The sequence below is a fragment of the Rhodococcus sp. BP22 genome (genome assembly GCF_014281965.1).
Classification (GTDB): Bacteria; Actinomycetota; Actinomycetes; order Mycobacteriales; family Mycobacteriaceae; genus Rhodococcoides.
Genome location: NZ_JACFTB010000012.1, coordinates 1 through 19,151, shown reverse-complemented (window position 1 = coordinate 19,151; position 19,151 = coordinate 1). Strand labels below are relative to the sequence as shown.

Genomic DNA, 19,151 nt, shown 5'->3' with positions numbered 1-19,151 from the left:
CGACGAGAGAGCCGCAGTACACACCTTCGCCCCTACGCCTCGTACTGTTGTCTCTGTGACCGACGCCTCGATCTCCAAGCCGGACTTTTGCGACCACGAACGCAGTTCCGCGCTGATGACGGACCAATACGAATTCACCATGCTCTCGGCCGCGCTCGCCGACGGTTCTGCCCACATTCCGTGCAGTTTCGAGGTCTTCGCGCGGCGGCTGCCGAACGGCCGGCGTTACGGCGTCGTCGCCGGTACCGCCAGGTTCCTCGAAGCACTGACACGATTCCGCTTCGGGCCGGCCGAGATCGAGGCGCTCGCCGCCTTCCTCCCGACCAAGACCCTCGAGTGGCTCGAGAACTATTCCTTCGGCGGGGACGTGGACGGCTATCGGGAAGGCGAGCTGTATTTCCCCGGCTCGCCGGTGCTGTCGGTACACGGGACCTTCGCCGAATGCGTCGTTCTGGAAACTCTCGCCCTGTCTATTCTCAACCACGACAGCGCAATAGCGTCGGCGGCCGCACGCATGGCAAACTCTGCGGGTACGCGCCCGCTCATCGAGATGGGTTCGCGTCGCACCCATGAAGAAGCAGCCGTCGCGGCCTCTCGCGCCGCCTACATCGCCGGCTTCACCGCGACCTCGAACCTCGAAGCAGTACGACGCCACGGCGTCCCCGGAGCCGGAACTTCGGCGCACGCCTTCACCCTGCTCTACACCGACGCCGATGGTCCGAACGAGAAGGCCGCCTTCGCAGCGCAGGTTCGCAACCAGGGAGTCGGCACGACGCTGCTCGTCGACACCTACGACATCACTGCTGGTGTCGCCAACGCCGTCGAGGTTGCCGGAACCGGCCTGGGCGGAGTACGGATCGATTCCGGAGATCTCGGAGTGCTCGCCCGGCAGGTCCGGCGTCAACTCGACGACCTCGGTGCGACGGAAACGAAGATCGTCGTCTCGGGTGATCTCGACGAGTATGCAATCGCCGCATTGCGCGCCGAACCAGTGGACAGCTACGGCGTCGGGACCTCGCTGGTGACCGGATCGGGGGCGCCCACCGCGGGCATGGTCTACAAATTGGTGACGGTCGACGGCCGTCCCGTCGCCAAACGCAGCAGCCACAAGGAGTCCCGCGGGGGCGCCAAGGCCGCGATCCGAACCACCCGCGCCACGGGAACTGCGGTCGAGGAAATCGTCTACCCAGTGGGCAGCACGCCGGTGATCGACGACGGGCTCGACGCCATCGAATTGTGCAGGCCCCTGGTACGCGGCGGTGTGCAAGAACCGTCGCTCCCGGGACTGGACGCTGCACGAGAACTGCTCGCACAGCGGCTCGTCAGTCTTCCCTGGGAAGGACTCAAACTTTCGCAGGGCGAACCTGCACTGTCGACGCGGTTCATCGCAGCCCCCGCGTGAACCGTCGCCCGCGGCGGTGGCCGGACGGTGTCGATGGCGCATCCGGTCGGTGAGTGGCAGTAGTCTTCTGCGGTGCCGTCGAAGTCCGAGCTCCCCACAGTTCCCGCCCTACTGAAGGTCGCGGTGCACTCGCTGGGAGGTAAGGAACGCAGCAATCAGCTCACGATGGCATCGGCCGTCGCGCACTCGATCGACACCGGGGAGCACCTGGCCGTGCAGGCCGGGACCGGAACCGGTAAATCGCTGGCGTACCTCGTTCCGAGCATCAGACATGCTGTCGAGTCCGGGCGCACCGTCGTCGTCTCGACGGCGACCATCGCGTTGCAACGTCAGCTCGTGGACCGTGACCTCCCACGACTGGCGGATGCACTGAAGGATGCCATCGGTAGGCGGCCGAAGTTCGCAATACTCAAGGGCCGCAACAACTATCTGTGCATGAACAAGATTCACACCGGAGCGTCCGAGGAGAAGCCCGACGCCGAACTCTTCGACGCGTTCGCTATCTCCCGCCTCGGCCGCGAGGTCGTGCGGCTCACGCAGTGGTCTTCCGACACCGACACCGGCGACCGTGACGACGTCGTACCCGGGGTCAGCGATCAGGCATGGCGGCAGGTCAGCGTCACCGCACGTGAATGCCTCGGCAAGTCTCGATGCCCCGTCGGCGAGGACTGCTTCGCCGAGCGTGCACGCACCGAAGCGTCACAAGTCGATGTCGTGGTCACCAACCACGCACTGCTGGCCATCGATGCCATCACCGGAATCCAGATTCTTCCCGAGCACGACGTGGTGGTCATCGACGAAGCGCACGAACTCGTCGATCGAGTCACCGGCGTTGCCACTTCGGAACTGTCTGCCGCCACGGTCACCGCTGCTGCCCGCCGGTGCGGCAAACTGATCGAAGAGGAGATCGTCGACGCGCTCGACGGCGCGGCGGACAACTGGGCTGCGATTCTCGACAGCCTCCCGCCCGGCCGATGGTCGGCTCTGCCGGACGGGGTAGGACCTGCACTGGCCTCCGTTCGAGACTCCGCCTGGGCCGTTCGTACCGCGATCGGTCCGCAGAAGCAGAGCATGGCGGCTTCCGATCCGGAAGCAGCCGCCGCGCGCAATGCGGCCCTCGTGGCCATCGACGAAGTTCACGACAGTGCGGTACGAGTGCTCACCGCCTTCGACGAACCGGACCCGGCCAAACGTAAGGACGTCGTCTGGCATGCAGTCGACGACTTCCGTGGGAACGTCAAACGCACCGTCCGAATAGCGCCACTGTCGGTCGGGGGTCTACTGCGCAGCCGACTCTTCGCCGAGTCGACCGTGGTGTTGACTTCGGCGACACTGACTGTCGGTGGCTCGTTCGACGGTCTCGCCATCAATTGGGGTCTTCCGGCCGAGAATTCTGCACGCAGCGACACAGCAATGGCGTCGGGCGCGCAGCCACCGTCCGACACCGCGTCGATTCATTGGAATTCGCTCGACGTCGGGTCCCCGTTCGATCACGCGAAGGCCGGCATTCTGTATGTGGCCAAACATCTTTCGCCTCCGGGCCGTGACGGCCTGTCCGCCGAGTACTTGGACGAGATCGAGGCACTGGTCAGTGCTGCCGGTGGCCGGACACTGGGCTTGTTCTCCTCGATGCGCGCAGCGAAGGCTGCCGCCGAGGAGATGCGCGAGCGGCTGGATACACCAATCCTGTGCCAGGGCGACGACTCCACGGGTGCATTGGTCACCAAGTTCGCCGAGGACGAAGCAACCTCGCTCTTCGGCACCCTGTCGCTATGGCAAGGAGTGGACGTTCCCGGTCCATCGCTCAGCCTGGTGATCCTGGATCGGATCCCGTTCCCCAGACCGGACGACCCGCTCCTGGTGGCCCGGCAACAGGCAGTGGAGTCCCGTGGCGGGAACGGGTTCCTCTCGGTCGCCGCCAATCATGCCGCGCTTCTACTCGCGCAGGGCGTCGGCCGGTTGCTGCGCAGCGTCGACGACAGAGGCGTCGTCGCCATGCTCGACCCCCGACTTGCGACGGCTCGCTACGGCGGCTACCTCAGGGCCTCGCTTCCCCCGTTCTGGGAGACATCCGACCCTGAGGTAGTGCGCAAAGCTCTCACCCGGCTTTCCGGAAGGTAACCAACTTCGCGGAACCGGTTACGGATTCGGCGATTTCACCAGACCCAATTCGGCATCACCGGCCAACAGTGGATGGTGCGGCAGCACTCGCACGGTGTAACCGACTGCCCCGCTGACCGGCAGAGCGGTATCGGTCTCGAAGACCTCCCCGAGCGAGTCCGTTCCTGAATGCGTCATAGCCACAGTTCTGGTGTCGATGAGATCCTCGTCGTCGGTGACCCGGCCGAGCACAGCCTGAACGACGACGTCCGACGGCGAAAGGCCTCCGAGCCGGACGTACGCCCGCAAGGTGAGCTTCGCGCCGATGACCGGGGTGTCGGGCAGGCCTTCACTGTCGACCTGGACGACCTCGACGGAATGCCAGGCGTCCTCGACCCGTCGGCGGTACGCTGCGACGTCCTTCGCGCCGGCGTACGCGTCGCGGTCTACTGTGCGTGCCGCCGTCGCAGCCGGTGCGTAGTAACCGAGCGTGTAGTCACGAACCATCCTCGACGCCAGTACCTTCGGCCCCAGATGCTCGAGGGTGTGGCGAACCATCTCGATCCAGCGAGTCGGCACACCGTCGGTGCGGTCGTAGAATTTGGGCAACACCGACTGCTCCAGCAACTCGTAGAGCGCCGAGGCTTCGAGGTCGTCGCGGCGGCTCTCGTCCGTCACCCCGTCGGCAGTCGGTATGGCCCAACCATTCTCGCCGTCGTACATCTCGTCCCACCATCCGTCGCGGATGGACAGGTTCAGACCGCCGTTCAACGCGGACTTCATGCCCGAGGTTCCGCAGGCTTCGAGTGGGCGAAGTGGGTTGTTGAGCCAGACATCGCAGCCCCAGTAGAGGTATCGAGCCATCGACATGTCGTAGTCCGGTAGGAACACGATGCGATGGCGAACATCTGCAGCATCGGCGAACCGAACTATCTGCTGGATGAGTGCCTTGCCACCGTCGTCCGCGGGATGGGACTTTCCGGCAACGACCAATTGCACTGGACGGTCCGGATCGAGCAGAAGCCTCTTCAGCCGTTCCGGTTCGCGCAACATCAACGTCAGCCGCTTGTACGTCGGCACTCGTCTCGCGAACCCGACCGTCAACACGTTCGGGTCGAAAACCCCTGAGGTCCAACCAAGTTCAGCCTCGGTCGAGCCTCGCTCCAAACATGATCGATGCACACGACGGCGAACTTCGTCGACGAGTTGACCCCGAAGATCGTTTCGCGTCGACCACAGTTTTTCGGACGGGACGTTCTGCAACTGTTCCCAGCCGCGTGCTTCCTCGAGCGCATCGGCACCGACGGTTTCGTTTGCCAGCTCCATCCACTCGCGCGCGGCCCAGGTGGGTGCGTGAACACCATTGGTGACCGAGCCGATCGGTACCTCCGATACATCGAATCCACGCCACAGATCGTTGAACATGCCCCGGCTGACTATCCCGTGCAGCTTCGAGACACCGTTGGCGCGTTGGCCCAGACGAAGGCCCATATGTGCCATGTTGAACACCGACCGATCGGGCTCACCGCCCAGAGCCAGAATGCGGTCCATCGGCAAACCTGGCAGCAGGGCCGAGTCGGCGGAGGCGTCGCTGCCGAAGTAGTGCCGGACCAGATCGGCCGGAAACCGGTCGATACCGGCAGGCACCGGCGTGTGGGTGGTGAACACGGTTCCTGCTCGCACCGATGCGAGGGCGGAGTCGAAGTCCAATCCTTTGCCGGTGACGAGTTCGCGGATGCGTTCGGCACCGAGGAACCCTGCGTGCCCCTCGTTCATGTGGAACACCTCGGGGTCCGGCAGGCCGTGCGCGTGCGTGTACGCACGAATGGCACGTACCCCGCCGATTCCGGCCAGAATCTCCTGCTTGATGCGGTGATCCTGGTCTCCGCCGTACAGGCGATCGGTCACGCCTCGAAGTTCCGGATCGTTGTCCGCGATATCGGAGTCCAGCAACAGCAATGGGACGCGTCCGACCTGCGCGATCCATACCCGAGCTCGCAGGACCCGCTCTCCCGGCATCGACACGTGAATGAGGACCGGGGCATCCGACGAGTCGGTGAGCAGACGCAAGGGCAAGCCCTGCGGATCGAGCGATGGGTAGCGCTCGGACTGCCATCCGTCGGCGGTCAAGGACTGCCGGAAGTATCCGGATCGGTAGAGAAGGCCGACTCCGATCAACGGCAAACCCAAGTCGGATGCAGCTTTGAGATGGTCGCCCGCAAGGATGCCGAGTCCGCCCGAGTAGTTGGGCAGGACCTCGCTGACACCGAACTCCATCGAGAAGTAACCGATGCCGGTGGGCAGCGAAGAATCGGTGCGCTGCTTCTTCTGGAACCAGAGTGGACGAGTCAGGTAGTCCGACAGGTCGCCGGACACTACTGCAAGGCGGTCGACGAAAGTCGGATCGTCTGCAAGTTCTTCCAGACGCTTCGGCGCGACCGCTCCGAGCAGAGCGATGGGATCGCGTTCGAGTTCGACCCAGAGCGCGGGGTCGATCTCCTCGAAGAGTTGTTGAGTAGGTGGGTGCCACGACCAGCGGAGGTTTGTCGAAAGCTCCGCTAGGGCATTCAGACTCTCGGGTAGATGGGCTCGGACAGTGAACCGACGCAAGGCTTTCACGAAACGAACCATACCCACCTTGTCGGTCTCATGGGATTCGTCGGTGCTACCGGCGGGGAACGACCGACGGACGACCGAAAATCGCCGACGGAGGCCGCTGACACAGGCACAGCGTCGCCGTCTGCACTACGGTTGTTCACGAGAGCACGCCGACCATCAGTTAGTCGGCCGCCGCACCCGATGCGACCGGCCGAACGGAGCGAAGAACGGAGTGTGAAGTGACAGGTCGACTCGGTATCGACAATGTCCTTCCAGACACGAGCACCGGAAAATACCCCGCGAAAGCGGTGGTAGGCGAAGCATTTCCGGTTTCGGCGGATGTGTGGAGAGAAGGTCACGACGCGGTGGCCGCAACACTCGCCGTTCGTGGCCCCGGAGTCCGGACCCCACTACGCATCACCATGACCCCGGGCAGCGAACCCGACACGTTCGACGCACTCTTCACTCCGAGCGCCCCCGGTTATTGGATCTGCCGAATCGAGGCGTGGAGCGATCCCGTCGCGACGTGGAAGCATGCAATCGAAGCCAAACTGGGTGTGGGTCAGAGCGCCACCGAGTTGGCCAACGACTTGGAAATCGGTGCACGGGTTTTCGAGCGCGCTGCCAAAGGCGTGCCCAGCGAGGAACGAGCGCTTCTCGCTGACGTCGTCACTGCGCTGCGCGACACCGACCGTCAGCTTCCGGCTCGCGTCGCGTCGGCATTCACACCGGCAGTGGCAGATCTTCTGCACGAGTACCCCCTGCGCGAACTGGTGACGCGTTCCCCCGCCATCAACGTCTGGGTGGACCGCAATCGCGCGCTCAACGGCGCCTGGTACGAGTTCTTTCCCCGGTCGACAGGTGGATGGAACGAAGATGGCACACCGCGTCACGGCACGTTCGCCACATCCATCGAGCAACTACCCCGCATTGCCGGCATGGGGTTCGATGTCGTCTACCTTCCGCCGATCCATCCGATCGGCGAGATCAATCGGAAAGGCCCGAACAACACGCTGACCCCGGCGCCGCACGACGTCGGTTCGCCGTGGGCCATCGGTTCCAAAGACGGCGGGCACGACGCGATCCATCCCGAACTCGGTACCGAAGAGGACTTTCGGGCGTTCGTCGAAGCTGCCAATGCACTCGATCTCGAGGTCGCACTCGATTTGGCACTTCAGGCAGCTCCGGACCACCCGTGGGCAGCGACCCATCCGGAGTGGTTCACGGTGCTTCCCGACGGCACGATCGCGTACGCCGAAAATCCCCCCAAGAAGTACCAGGACATCTATCCGGTCAACTTCGACAACGATCGCCGCGGCATCTACAACGAGGTTCTGCGCGTCACTCGACATTGGATTGCACTGGGAGTCAAAATCTTCCGAGTGGACAATCCACATACCAAGCCACCAGATTTCTGGGAATGGCTCATCGCCGAGATCAAGAAGTCTCATCCGGAGGTGCTGTTCCTCGCCGAGGCTTTCACCAGGCCTGCACGGATGTACGGGTTGGCCAAGCGCGGCTTCACTCAGTCCTACACGTACTTCACGTGGCGGGTTGCCAAGTGGGAGCTCACCGAGTTCGCCGAGGAGCATGCCCGACGCGCAGACGATGCGCGGCCGAATCTGTTCGTCAACACCCCGGACATACTTCACGAAAGCCTCCAGACCGGCGGACCCGGAATGTTCGCGCTTCGTGCTGCGCTGGCGGCAACCCTGTCGCCAACGTGGGGTGTGTACTCGGGTTACGAATTGTTCGAGCACCAAGCCGTGCGTCCGGGCAGCGAGGAGTATCTCGATTCGGAGAAGTACCAACTCCGTCCCCGAGACTTCGAAGGCGCACTGGCCCGAGGCGAATCATTGGAGCCGTGGCTGGCGACGCTGAACTCGATCAGGCGGGCGCACCCGGCTCTACAACAGTTGCGCAACATCCATTTTCACCATGTCGACAACGACGCGCTGATCGCCTATTCGAAGTTCGATCCGGTCACCGGCGACTCGGTACTCGTGGTGATCAACCTCGATCCGTTCGGACCGGAAGAAGGCACCATCTGGTTGGACATGCCTGAGCTCGGACACGACTGGCATGACAGCCTCACCGTCACCGACGAAGTCAGTGGCCAACAATTCAATTGGGGACAGACCAATTTCGTCAGATTGGAACCGTGGAAGTCAGTGGCGCACATATTGGCGCTACCGCCGATTCCGTATCCGGCACGGCTCGAACTGGCATACCGCGGCAACCGGAAGTGAGTGGGAAAATCGTGACCGACAACCCGACGACAACCGATATTGCCTCACCGAGCAGCAATGATCTCGATTTGCTCGCCCAAGGCACACATTACGATCCGCACTCGGTGCTCGGCGCTCACCCAGTGCCCGGTGGAACGGCCATCCGCGCGCTCAAGCCGAACGCGGAGTCGGTTGTCGCGCGCATCGGCGGCGTCGACCATCCGTTGACTCATGTTGCGCACGGCGTGTTCAGCGTCGTCGTACCGTTCACCGATTTGATGGACTACCGACTCGTCGTCACCTGGCCCGGCGGATACACCGTCGAATCCGCCGACGGATATCGGTTCCTCCCCACGCTGGGAGAGCTGGACCTCCACCTGTTCGGCGAGGGTAGGCACGAGCGACTGTGGGACATCCTCGGTGCCCACGAGCAGAATTACACCACCCCCGACGGCGACGTCAGCGGCACCTCGTTCGCAGTGTGGGCGCCGGCTGCAGCGGGCGTGACCGTAGTCGGAAGTTTCGACGGGTGGTCGGGCCAGAGTTGGCCTATGCGTGCGCTCGGATCCACCGGTGTCTGGGAGCTGTTCGTTCCCGATGTCGGACCTGGAACCATCTACAAATATCGCGTCCACGGGTCCGATGGCGTTGTGCGTGACAAGGCCGATCCGATGGCATTCGCTACCGAGATTCCACCTGCCACCGGATCGATCGTCGCCGGCTCCACGTTCGAGTGGTCCGACGACGACTGGCTCGAAGCACGCGCGGAGATCGAGCCGACTCGGGCACCGATGAGCGTCTACGAAGTGCACTTGGCCTCCTGGCGTCCTGGCCTCGACTATCGTCAATTGGCTGTGCAACTGGCCGAGTACATGCTCGAAACCGGATTCACCCACGTCGAGTTGTTGCCGGTCGCCGAGCACCCGTTCGGTGGATCGTGGGGCTACCAAGTTACGTCCTACTACGCCCCGACCTCACGGTTCGGCAGCCCCGACGATTTCCGCTTCTTCGTCGATCACCTGCACGAGGCAGGCATCGGCGTCCTCGTCGACTGGGTGCCCGCTCACTTCCCGAAGGACGAGTGGGCATTGGCCCGCTTCGACGGCGGCCCGCTCTACGAGCACGGGGATCCTCAACGCGGCGAGCAACTCGACTGGGGCACGCTGGTCTTCGACTTCGGTCGGCGCGAGGTACGGAACTTCTTGGTCGCCAACGCGCTGTACTGGCTCGACGAGTTCCACATCGACGGACTGCGCGTCGACGCCGTCGCATCCATGATTTACCTCGACTACTCCCGCCCCGAGGGTGGGTGGACGCCGAACATCTACGGCGGCCGCGAGAACCTCGAAGCGGTGTCGTTTCTGCAGGAAATGAACGCGACAGTGCACAAGAAGCACCGGGGCGTCGTCACCGTCGCCGAAGAGTCCACTGCGTGGCCCGGCGTCACCCGTCCGACCAGTGTCGGTGGCCTCGGCTTCAACATGAAGTGGAACATGGGCTGGATGCACGACACGCTCGACTTCCTCGGACGCGATCCGATTCACCGCAGCTTTCACCATCACGAGATCACGTTCTCGTTGGTGTACGCGTGGAGTGAGAATTACCTTTTGCCGATCAGTCACGACGAGGTCGTCCACGGCAAAGGCACGTTGTGGTCACGTATGCCCGGGGACAACTTCACGAAGGCTGCCGGAATGCGCGGGCTGCTGGCGTACATGTGGGCGCACCCCGGCAAGCAGTTGCTCTTCATGGGTCAGGAATTCGGTCAGACCCGCGAGTGGTCCGAGGAGCGCGGGCTCGACTGGTACCAACTCGACGACCAAAACGACGACGGTTTGCACCGCGGGGTACTGAACTTGGTCAGTGACCTCAACTCCGTCTACCGGGCGAATTCTGCTCTCTGGACTCTGGATACGTCCCCCAGTGGGTATTCGTGGATCGATGCCAACGACACCGAGAACAACGTGCTCAGTTTCTTGCGCTACGGCGCAGACGGATCTGTTGTCGCGTGTATCTTCAACTTCTCGGGAGTCGTACATGGCGACTATCGTGTCGGACTACCGGAGCCTGGTCGCTGGATCGAGATTCTCAATACGGACGCGGAGTCCTACGGCGGTTCGGGGGTCGGCAATCTCGGAGAAGTAACCGCAACATCGCACTCGTGGCATGGTCGACCGTCGTCTGCACAGGTGGCGCTTCCCGCCCACGGCGCGATTTGGATAAAACTGGAGCGTTGAATGAGTGGCGGTCGTACCCGACACACACTGTGGATGACCGCCGTGATCACGATGATGGCAGTGAGTGGCTGTGGTTCCTCGATCGATGGCCGGGCAGTGTCGATCTACGACAACCCTTTCACCGTGGCTGGTTTACCGGTCACGGATGGGCCGAGCGGGCCGCGTCCGGGAGCCCCGAACTCGACACTCGAGGTGCTCAATGCCGAGGGCACGGATTCCGACATTCTCGCCACTGACGCCATAGACGACATCCAGCGGTACTGGGTACAGACCTACCCGGGACTGTTCAAGGGCACCTTCACCCCTGTGTCGGAACTCATCTCTTGGGATGCAGGCGAAGACGAGGATGAGGGCATCAGATTCTGCGGGGACCGAACCGGCGGGGTTCCCAACGCTGCATACTGCTCACGCGACGACACCATCGGCTGGGATCGAACAATTCTGTTGCCCGCATTGATCGACGCCTTCGGTCCGATGTCGGTCGTCATGGTCATCGCACACGAATACGGCCATGCAGTGCAGTATCAATCCGGTCTGATCGGCGAGGACACCCCGACGATCGTCGCCGAGCAGCAGGCGGACTGCTTCGCCGGTGCCTTCATTCGGCATGTCGCCGAAGGGGATTCGGTACATTTCACCATCAACACCTCCGACGGCCTCAACGGCGTCCTCGCCGCAACCGTTGCAGTCCGCGACGTCGATCCCAACGATCCGGATTCGGTCCACGGCACCGCCTTCGAACGCGTCACCGCAGTTCAGATCGGATTCACCGACGGGGCGGCGGCCTGTACCGAGATCGACGAAGCCGAGATCGAATCACGCCGAGCGGACCTCCCCCAGCAGTTCAGCAACGCCGCCGACGACGGCGAGCTGCCGGTCACCGTGGAGACGCTGGAGGCATTCGTCAGGTCGTTCGAAAGCCTGCTGACACTGCAGAACCCACCCACCGTCACCTATGCCGGGTCGGACACCGATTGCCCGGACGACACCTCGACCGAGCCGGTGTCGTACTGCGCCTCGACCAACACCATCGGCGTGGACGTCGACGCACTCGCCGAACGCGGTACAGCCGAGCGTCCACGGCGCGGAGACGTCGTTCCGCTCAACGTATCCGGCGACTACAGCGCATATGTACTGTTCGCTTCGCGCTACACGCTTGCTGTCCAGAACGAGGCAGGCCAACCGCTCGACAACCCGCAGACTGCGTTGCGATCGGCCTGCTTGGCCGGCGTCATCACCGCAGGCCTGAGCGCCGAGAACAGAACCAGCACTTCCGAACTGGAAGTGTGGCTCTCCCCTGGCGACCTCGACGAGGCCGTCTCCGGCCTGCTGAGCGACGGATTGACCGCCAGCGATATCGATGGAGTGACGCTTCCCAGCGGCTTCTCTCGCGTCGACGCATTCCGGTCGGGTGTACTGGGCGGACGCGAGCAGTGCAACACCCGCTACCGCTGACCAGCACAGGGCCGAAAATCAGTACAGCGCAGAAGCCAGCTTTCGACGGGCGGCCACCACGATCGGGTCCGCGGCATCGAACAACTCGAAGAGTTCGAGTAACCGCGTCCGCAGTTGCGTGCGCTCGTCACCTGCTGTCTTCTTGATGCCGGCAATGAGCCGTGCGAACGCAGCTTCGGGTTTCTGCTGAGACAGCTCTACGTCAGCAGCTTCGATTTGAGCCGTTACGTCGGACGGCGTCGCGTCTGCGCGTTCCACGGCGTCGACATCAACGTGTTGGACTCGTGCGAGAAAGCGCACCTGGCGCAGCGCAGCAAGCGCCTCCGTGTTCGACGGCTCGGCGTCGATGATCGCCTGATACGCAGCTTCGGCAGCAACGAAGTCGCCCTCGTCGATTGCCTCCTCGGCTGCAACGAAACGCGGATCCTCCGGCTCGGACTCGTCCTCGCCGGCGTCGTTGCCCGAGTTGGGCGGGCCGGTGAGCTTGCCCGCCGTCGCCTGCTCGACAGCCTCGAGCCATTTCCGAAGCTGCTCATCGGGCTGCGAGCCCTCGAAATCAGCGAGCGGCTGCCCAGCTGCTACCGCAATGACTGTCGGAATGGCCTTGACGCCGAACGCTTGCGCGATCTGAGGGTTGCTGTCTACATCCACACGCGCATGCACCCAAGCACCGCCCGCCTCGAGCGCCAGCTGACCCAGCTGTCGAGTCAACGCAGCAGACTGCGGAGATCGAGCCGATCCGAGATCCACGATCACCGGGACCTGCGAAGACCGCTGCAGGACCTCCGCCTCGAAGTTGGCAGTCGTCACGTCGACGATAGGAGCCAATCCTGCTGGAGAGTCGTCGCTTCCAGCAGCAGGCGGCGGAGCCGGACGATCCTTCAGAGCGGAGAGGTCGACGGCCCCTGCGATGGATGCCGGGACGGCAGTTGGCGGACGGGCTGAAGAGCGAGAACCGGGACGAGTCACGCCCTACAGTTTGTCACTAACGGTGAAGACTCACTACTGCTGGGACTCGCGGGGACTACGAGGGCGTGACTGCACCCTTGGCAAGAGCAGGTTCGGGGGTGCTCAGCTCGGCGAGACGACCTGTTCGCGTGGCCCAGATCTCGAAGACGACGGTACCGAATGGCGGAATGCTGGCAAGAAGCGCGAGCACACTGGTCAAGATATCCCAGCGAAGTTTGACTGCTGTCAATATCGAGATCAGGACGTAGATCACGAACACTGCGCCGTGAATCGGACCGAAAATTTTGACACCGATCTCGGGGCCGTCGGCAGGCAGCCACTTGAAGGCCATTCCTACCAGGAGACCCAGCCACGTGAACGCCTCGAGGACTGCGAAAAATCGGAATCGCTTGGCCGTGGTGCGCAGGTCGAAGAAGGTCAGCATGCGCCCCATTGTGCCCGATCGACTACGACAGAGCGTAGTGGGTCTGGTCTCACTTCGACGCCCGAGCAGAAGCAGCGAGCGCGAAGTGAGACCAGAGCGAACGTCAGGGCTTCGGTACTCGAACGATCAGAGCATCGCCCTGTCCGCCGCCACCGCACAATGCTGCCGCGCCGATTCCTCCACCGCGACGTCCGAGCTCTAGTGCGAGATGTAGCGCGATACGTGCACCGGACATTCCCAGTGGGTGCCCGATAGCAATTGCCCCACCGTTGACGTTGACCTTGGCATCGTCGATTCCGAGTTCACGTGTGGATGCGATACCTACCGCAGCGAAAGCCTCGTTGATCTCGATCAGATCGAGATCCTTCGGGTCGATCCCTTCTTTGGCGCACGCCTTGGCGATCGCCCGAGCGGGCTGGCTCTGCAGCGAGGAATCCGGGCCTGCGACGACACCGTGCGCACCGATCTCAGCAATCCACGTCAGCCCAAGACTCTCTGCCTTGTCACGGCTCATGACGATCACAGCTGCAGCACCGTCGTTGATGGTCGAGGCATTGCCAGCCGTGATCGTGCCGGTCTTACTGAACGCCGGCCGAAGCTTGGCGAGAGTATCGATAGTCGTATCGGCGCGGATGCCTTCGTCCTGGGATACCACAATCGGGTCGCCTTTGCGCTGCGGGATGCTGACCGGAACGACCTCGTCGTCGAAGATCCCGTTCTTCCATGCCGCAGCAGCGCGCTGATGAGATGCGGCCGCGAATGCGTCCTGTTCCTCACGAGTGCTGGCACTGGCGCCTTCGTTGCGTGATTCGGTGAGTCCACCCATCGCCTGATCGGTGAAGATGTCGTACAGGCCGTCGTAGGCCAGATGATCACGCATCGTCACATCGCCGTACTTGTAGCCCGCGCGAGACTTTTCGAGCATGTGCGGCGCCTGGGTCATCGACTCCTGACCACCGGCAACGACGACCTCGAACTCGCCTGCCCGGATCAGCTGATCAGCGAGTGCGATCGCGTCGACCCCGGAAAGGCACACCTTGTTGATGGTCAGCGCAGGCACATCCATCGGGATGCCGGCGGCAACAGCGGCCTGGCGAGCAGGGATCTGACCTGCACCTGCAGTGAGAACCTGGCCCATGATGACGTACTCGACGAGTTCCGGCGCGACACCGGCCTTCTCGAGCGCACCCTTTATCGCGATACCGCCGAGGTCCGAACCGGACAGATCCTTCAACGCCCCGGACAGCTTGCCTACCGGTGTGCGAGCCCCGGCGATGATGACAGAAGTGGTCACTATGTTCCTCCAACCAATTGCACGAAAAGTGAGTCGTCGATCTCTACAACAGCCCCAGTGAGCGATTCGATCCGGCTGACGCTAACGTCGACTGCATGACCTCCACCACGCAGTCTCCCACGGGTGCCCCACTCCGATCCGACCTGGTGACGGCTATCGACCACGTCGGCGTCGCTGTGCCGGACCTCGATGTCGCCATTGCCTGGTACACCGAACACCTCGGAATGGTGGCAACGCACGAAGAAGTCAACGAGGAGCAGGGCGTCCGCGAAGCCATGCTGTCCTTTCCCGGTGCCACGTCGGCGTCGGCCGCCCTTCAGTTGCTCGCACCGCTGAACGAGGAGTCGACCATCGCCAAGTTCATCGGACGTAGCGGACCCGGCCTGCAGCAACTGGCATACCGGGTCACCAGCATCGAGGAAATCTCCGACGAACTGCGCAGTCGTGGAGTTCGACTGCTCTACGACGCACCTCGCCGCGGCACCGCAGATTCGCGCATCAATTTCATCCACCCGAAAGATGCAGGTGGCGTACTCATCGAATTGGTGGAACCATCCGAGAAATCAGTTCATTGACCCACCGTATGGCCCTTAAAACGTGGCAAAGGTAAGTTGACCGCCATGGCAAACGAGCAAGATCGCACCGGGGTGCAACTTCCTTTTTCGATCGTCCGAAAAGGATTCGATCGCGACGAAGTCACCAACTACTTCGAGCGGTTCGACGCCGAGCTTCGGCTGACGACCGCCGATCGCGATGCCGCTGCAGCCCAAGCCCGCGACCTGGCCAAACAACTCGATGACGCTCGGGACGAGATCGACGAACTGCGCAAGGACATCGACCGACTGTCGGTGCCTCCTACTACTGCCGAGGGAATGAGTGACCGGATCTCACGGATGCTCCGACTCGCATCCGACGAGGCCTCGGAAGTTCGGGCCAAGGCGCACGCGGAAGCCGAGGAGATGGTCTCGGTCGCCGAGCAAGAGAGCGCACGTCTACGCGGCCGTCACGAATCACTCGTAGCGGAGTTGGAGGAGCGTCGTTCCGCGCTGGAAACCGAGCACGAGCAGACGATGGCTCAGGCGCGTACCGAGGCAGCGCGCGTGGTGGAGGCAGCGCAGTCCGAGCGCGATCAGCTCGCCGCCGAGTCCGAGGCCAAGCGCGCCAAGGTTCAAGAGGATTTCGAAATCACGATGGCCGATCGCCGCACCAAGATCCTCGCGGCTCTCGAAGACCTAGAAGCATCGAGCAAGGCCGACGCTGCACACCGCATCGAGGAAGCCACGAAAGAATCGACCCGCCGACTGCAGGCCGCGACCGAACAGGCCGAACGACGGATCGCGCACTCGAAGGAACTGGCCGAGGAACTCCGAGTACTGCGCAGCCGAGTGCTCGCCCAGCTCCTCGGCATTCGTGGCCAACTCGACTCCGTGCCCGCAATGCTCGCTTCGGTCAACCGCGAGAGCGAATTGCTCGACGCAGCCGAGCCTGCCGCTTCGACGAAGTCCAAGGACGACGCGGTCGATCTCGGGAAGGAAAAGGCTTCCACGTCTTCTTGATTTACCGGGCGCTGGCTACGACCAGCGCCTGGTCAGGCCCCTCGTTCCCCTGCCAGACCAACACCCTGTGTGCCAATGTCGTCGGTCCTCTGGGCCTCCCAGGTCGTCCGACGGCCACGCCACCACGTGCGCGACCCCCGGCCGCACCTCGTGATCACAGCCTGGACAGCGATACGTCTTCGTAGCTCTGTTCCCGGGCACCGTCCGAAAAGTGAATTCCTCATCGGACCATCCGGCCGGTCCGCCCTCTACCCGGGCGCCGCCGAGAAGCGAATCCGGAGATCCTGCTGCTTTCTTGCGGACCGCTTTGCGGTCGTGGTTCCGTCGAGGCACAGTACGAGTGTAAGAGAAACGCTCGAGCGACTGCGACGGCACACGATTCAGAACAGCCGAAACTCGGTGCTTTCGGTCCCTCGCAGTACGTCGTAGTCGAGCGTCACGCATCGGATTCCTCGGTCGACGGCCAGTGTTTTGGCTTGAGGCTTGATCACTTGCGCCGCGAACACTCCACTCACCGGCGACAGCACCGGATCCCGATTCAACAGTTCCAGATAGCGTGTCAACTGCTCGACCCCGTCGATTTCGCCACGACGCTTGATCTCCACTGCCACAGTTCCGCCGTCAGCATTGCGGCAAAGAAGATCAACCGGCCCTATGGCCGTCATGTATTCGCGACGCACAAGCGTGTATCCGGTACCGAGTGTCTCGACATGCTCGGCGAGCAACTCCTGAAGGTGGGACTCGACCCCGTCCTTCACCAAGCCAGGATCGATACCAAGCTCATGACTCGAGTCGAGCTCGACCTCGTCGATCGTGATTCGAAGTTCCTCGCCGGCCTTGTTCGTCACGACCCACTTGATTGTTTCGTCCTCGGTCGTCTCGGCCATCCAACACGGCGGGCTCATCCAGTTCAACGGTTTGTACGCGCGATCGTCCGCATGCACACTCACCGAGCCGTCGGACTTCACTAGTAGAAGCCGACGAGCAGGGGGAAGATGGGCAGTGAGGCGGCCGACATAGTCCACTTGGCAACGAGCAATTACGAGACGCACTCGCCCACCCTAAGCCAGAGCGCCCGCTAGTCTATGACCACCATGCCGCAACCGAGACGATCCGTCGCGCCTCTCGGATCCCGCCTACTCGGCGACATATCCGAATCACCCCGTCGCCGTCGTATACGTGTCCAACTGCTCCTGACTACGTTCCTGCTCGGCGCAAATCTGATCGGTGCCGTCATCGTCGTCACTTTGGTCAGTGTCGTCGTTCCCGGGCCCGATGTTCTCGTTGTAGACAAGTACTGGTGGGTCAACTTCGTAGTCGTTCCGGTCTATGTCTTACTGGCATTCGTCGTCGGGGTGCTCTGGGGAACGACAAGAGCACTTCGAGCACTCCGATGGGCCGCCGAGGACCGTTCGCCGACACGCCGAGAACAGGTCAACACGTTGTCGATGCCGTGGCAGTTGACCCGCCTGCAGATCCTCCTGTGGACAGTTGGCTTGATTCTGATCACCACCATCGACGGCATCATCGATCCTCAATCGATTCCCAAGGTGGCATTCACTATTGGCGCAGGCGGAACAGTTGTCTGCGCCTTCAGCTATCTGTTGAGCGAATTCGCATTGCGCCCCGCTGCCGCCCGCGCACTCGAGGCCGGCGATCCACGTCGGATTCGGATCGCCGGAGTGATGGGCCGATCCATCCTGTCCTGGATCCTCGGAACCGGTGTGCCAGTGGCGGGTCTGATGATCATCGCGATCTTCAGTTTCATCCCGCAGTACTACACCGCATCGGATCAATTGGCAGTCGCGATCCTTGCGCTCGGCGGAATCACACTGGTCTTCGGGTTCTTCCTGACGCTTCTCGGAGGATTTGCTACAACCGCACCTATCAGCAACGTCAGATCCGGGATGGCAGAAGTCGAACGCGGCAACCTCGAGGTTCATTTAGCTGTGTACGACGGAACCGAATTGGGTGAGCTACAAAGCGGATTCAACAGAATGGCAGACGGAATCCGCGAGCGTGAGAAGATTCGCGACCTCTTCGGGCGCCATGTCGGACAGGAAGTCGCCGAGGCTGCTCTCAGTAAGACCTCGGAGCTGGGCGGTGAAGAGCGCGACATCGCGGTGTTCTTCATAGATCTGGTCGGCTCGACGGAGCTTGCCGCATCCAGTCCCCCGAAAGAGGTCGTCGACCTTCTCAACCGCTTCTTCGCGGTCGTCGTCGACGAGGTCGACGACCACGGTGGCTTCATCAACAAATTCGAGGGCGACGCCGCCCTCGCGATCTTCGGTGCACCCGGCGAATTGCCCGACCATTGCGGCTCCGCGCTAGCGGCGGCCCGAAAGATCAGTGCCCGACTGCTCGACGAAGTCCCCGAATGCAGTGCAGCAGTGGGCGTTGCATCCGGCCGTGCCGTAGCAGGCAACGTGGGAGCGAAATCACGCTTCGAATACACCGTCATCGGTGACCCGGTCAACGAAGCTGCCAGATTGTCCGAACTTGCCAAGAACGCTCCTGGTGCCATCCTCGCATCCAAGGCAACAGTCGACGTCGCCTCGCAGGCAGAAGCGTCGCTCTGGGAGCTCGGCGACAGCGTGACACTGCGTGGACGATCCGTTCACACCGTCCTCGCCAGCCCGAAGCAGGCGGCCGAGTCGGGTTAGGGCTCGCGGGGTGTGAGTGTTGCTACGCCATCACACTTATCGCTTCAATGGTCCATTCATACGATCAGATAGCTTCGGTGCGCCATCGAAGCAGTGTCGGCGGCAGCAACAGTGTCGACGGCAGCAACAGTGTCGACGGCAGCAACAGTGTCGATAGTGCGCCCACCGACCGCTTCAATGGTGTCCCCACCGACCGCTTGAATGGTCCATTCATACGATCAGATG

General features: G+C 62.6%; 14 protein-coding genes. 8 read left to right on the top strand and 6 right to left on the bottom strand.

The features are described from left to right. The first annotated feature begins 115 nt into the window (after window positions 1-115). Window positions 116-1,402 (top strand): nicotinate phosphoribosyltransferase, encoded by a 1,287-nt coding sequence (locus H2510_RS20200; protein WP_261393095.1) that lies wholly within the window; start codon window positions 116-118, stop codon window positions 1,400-1,402. 72 nt (window positions 1,403-1,474) lie between these two features. Continuing rightward, on the top strand, window positions 1,475-3,523 hold the full coding sequence (locus tag H2510_RS20195; protein ID WP_186630070.1) for an ATP-dependent DNA helicase: 2,049 nt from the start codon (window positions 1,475-1,477) through the stop codon (window positions 3,521-3,523). Between the two features lie 18 nt (window positions 3,524-3,541). Here the strand turns inward: H2510_RS20195 and glgP are convergent, their stop codons facing one another. Then, window positions 3,542-6,121 carry an alpha-glucan family phosphorylase gene (gene glgP / locus H2510_RS20190; RefSeq protein ID WP_186630069.1) on the bottom strand — a complete coding sequence of 860 codons (2,580 nt, stop codon included), beginning with the start codon at window positions 6,119-6,121 and terminating at the stop codon, window positions 3,542-3,544. 218 nt (window positions 6,122-6,339) lie between these two features. Between glgP and H2510_RS20185 the strand changes: the two genes are divergently transcribed. Genes H2510_RS20185 through H2510_RS20175 form a run of 3 tightly spaced genes read left to right on the top strand, consistent with a single transcriptional unit; the run spans window position 6,340 to window position 12,020 of the window. Further along, on the top strand, window positions 6,340-8,349 hold the full coding sequence (locus tag H2510_RS20185; RefSeq protein ID WP_186630068.1) for a maltotransferase domain-containing protein: 2,010 nt from the start codon (window positions 6,340-6,342) through the stop codon (window positions 8,347-8,349). Window positions 8,350-8,360: 11 nt separating this feature from the next. After that, window positions 8,361-10,565, top strand: a complete 2,205-nt coding sequence (gene glgB / locus H2510_RS20180; RefSeq protein WP_186630067.1) for a 1,4-alpha-glucan branching protein GlgB — start codon at window positions 8,361-8,363, stop codon at window positions 10,563-10,565. Next, entirely contained in the window at window positions 10,566-12,020 is a 1,455-nt protein-coding gene (locus H2510_RS20175; RefSeq protein ID WP_186630066.1) for a metallopeptidase, read from the top strand. Between the two features lie 18 nt (window positions 12,021-12,038). Here the strand turns inward: H2510_RS20175 and H2510_RS20170 are convergent, their stop codons facing one another. The 3 genes from H2510_RS20170 to H2510_RS20160 all read right to left on the bottom strand — a co-directional run bounded on the left by H2510_RS20170 (window position 12,039) and on the right by H2510_RS20160 (window position 14,707). After that, the gene (locus tag H2510_RS20170; protein ID WP_186630093.1) at window positions 12,039-12,932 is read right to left on the bottom strand and encodes a tetratricopeptide repeat protein; all 894 of its coding nucleotides are present in this window, start codon (window positions 12,930-12,932) and stop codon (window positions 12,039-12,041) included. A gap of 112 nt (window positions 12,933-13,044) precedes the next feature. Then, the gene (locus H2510_RS20165) at window positions 13,045-13,413 is read right to left on the bottom strand and encodes a DUF3817 domain-containing protein (RefSeq protein ID WP_186630065.1); all 369 of its coding nucleotides are present in this window, start codon (window positions 13,411-13,413) and stop codon (window positions 13,045-13,047) included. Between the two features lie 103 nt (window positions 13,414-13,516). Then, a complete protein-coding gene (locus tag H2510_RS20160) occupies window positions 13,517-14,707 on the bottom strand; it encodes an acetyl-CoA C-acetyltransferase (RefSeq protein ID WP_186630064.1) in 1,191 nt (396 codons plus the stop codon). Between the two features lie 95 nt (window positions 14,708-14,802). Between H2510_RS20160 and mce the strand changes: the two genes are divergently transcribed. Then, window positions 14,803-15,282: a methylmalonyl-CoA epimerase gene (mce, locus tag H2510_RS20155; RefSeq protein WP_186630063.1), complete on the top strand. Its 480-nt coding sequence runs from the start codon at window positions 14,803-14,805 to the stop codon at window positions 15,280-15,282. Window positions 15,283-15,327: 45 nt separating this feature from the next. Continuing rightward, on the top strand, window positions 15,328-16,263 hold the full coding sequence (locus tag H2510_RS20150) for a hypothetical protein (RefSeq protein ID WP_261393091.1): 936 nt from the start codon (window positions 15,328-15,330) through the stop codon (window positions 16,261-16,263). 15 nt (window positions 16,264-16,278) lie between these two features. Here the strand turns inward: H2510_RS20150 and H2510_RS21005 are convergent, their stop codons facing one another. Both H2510_RS21005 and nucS read right to left on the bottom strand, forming a co-directional pair. Then, a complete protein-coding gene (locus H2510_RS21005; RefSeq protein ID WP_084345097.1) occupies window positions 16,279-16,596 on the bottom strand; it encodes an ATP/GTP-binding protein in 318 nt (105 codons plus the stop codon). 47 nt (window positions 16,597-16,643) lie between these two features. Next, window positions 16,644-17,315 carry an endonuclease NucS gene (gene nucS, locus H2510_RS20145; protein WP_186630062.1) on the bottom strand — a complete coding sequence of 224 codons (672 nt, stop codon included), beginning with the start codon at window positions 17,313-17,315 and terminating at the stop codon, window positions 16,644-16,646. A gap of 42 nt (window positions 17,316-17,357) precedes the next feature. Between nucS and H2510_RS20140 the strand changes: the two genes are divergently transcribed. Further along, window positions 17,358-18,926, top strand: a complete 1,569-nt coding sequence (locus tag H2510_RS20140; RefSeq protein WP_186630061.1) for an adenylate/guanylate cyclase domain-containing protein — start codon at window positions 17,358-17,360, stop codon at window positions 18,924-18,926. The last annotated feature ends 225 nt before the right edge of the window (window positions 18,927-19,151 follow it).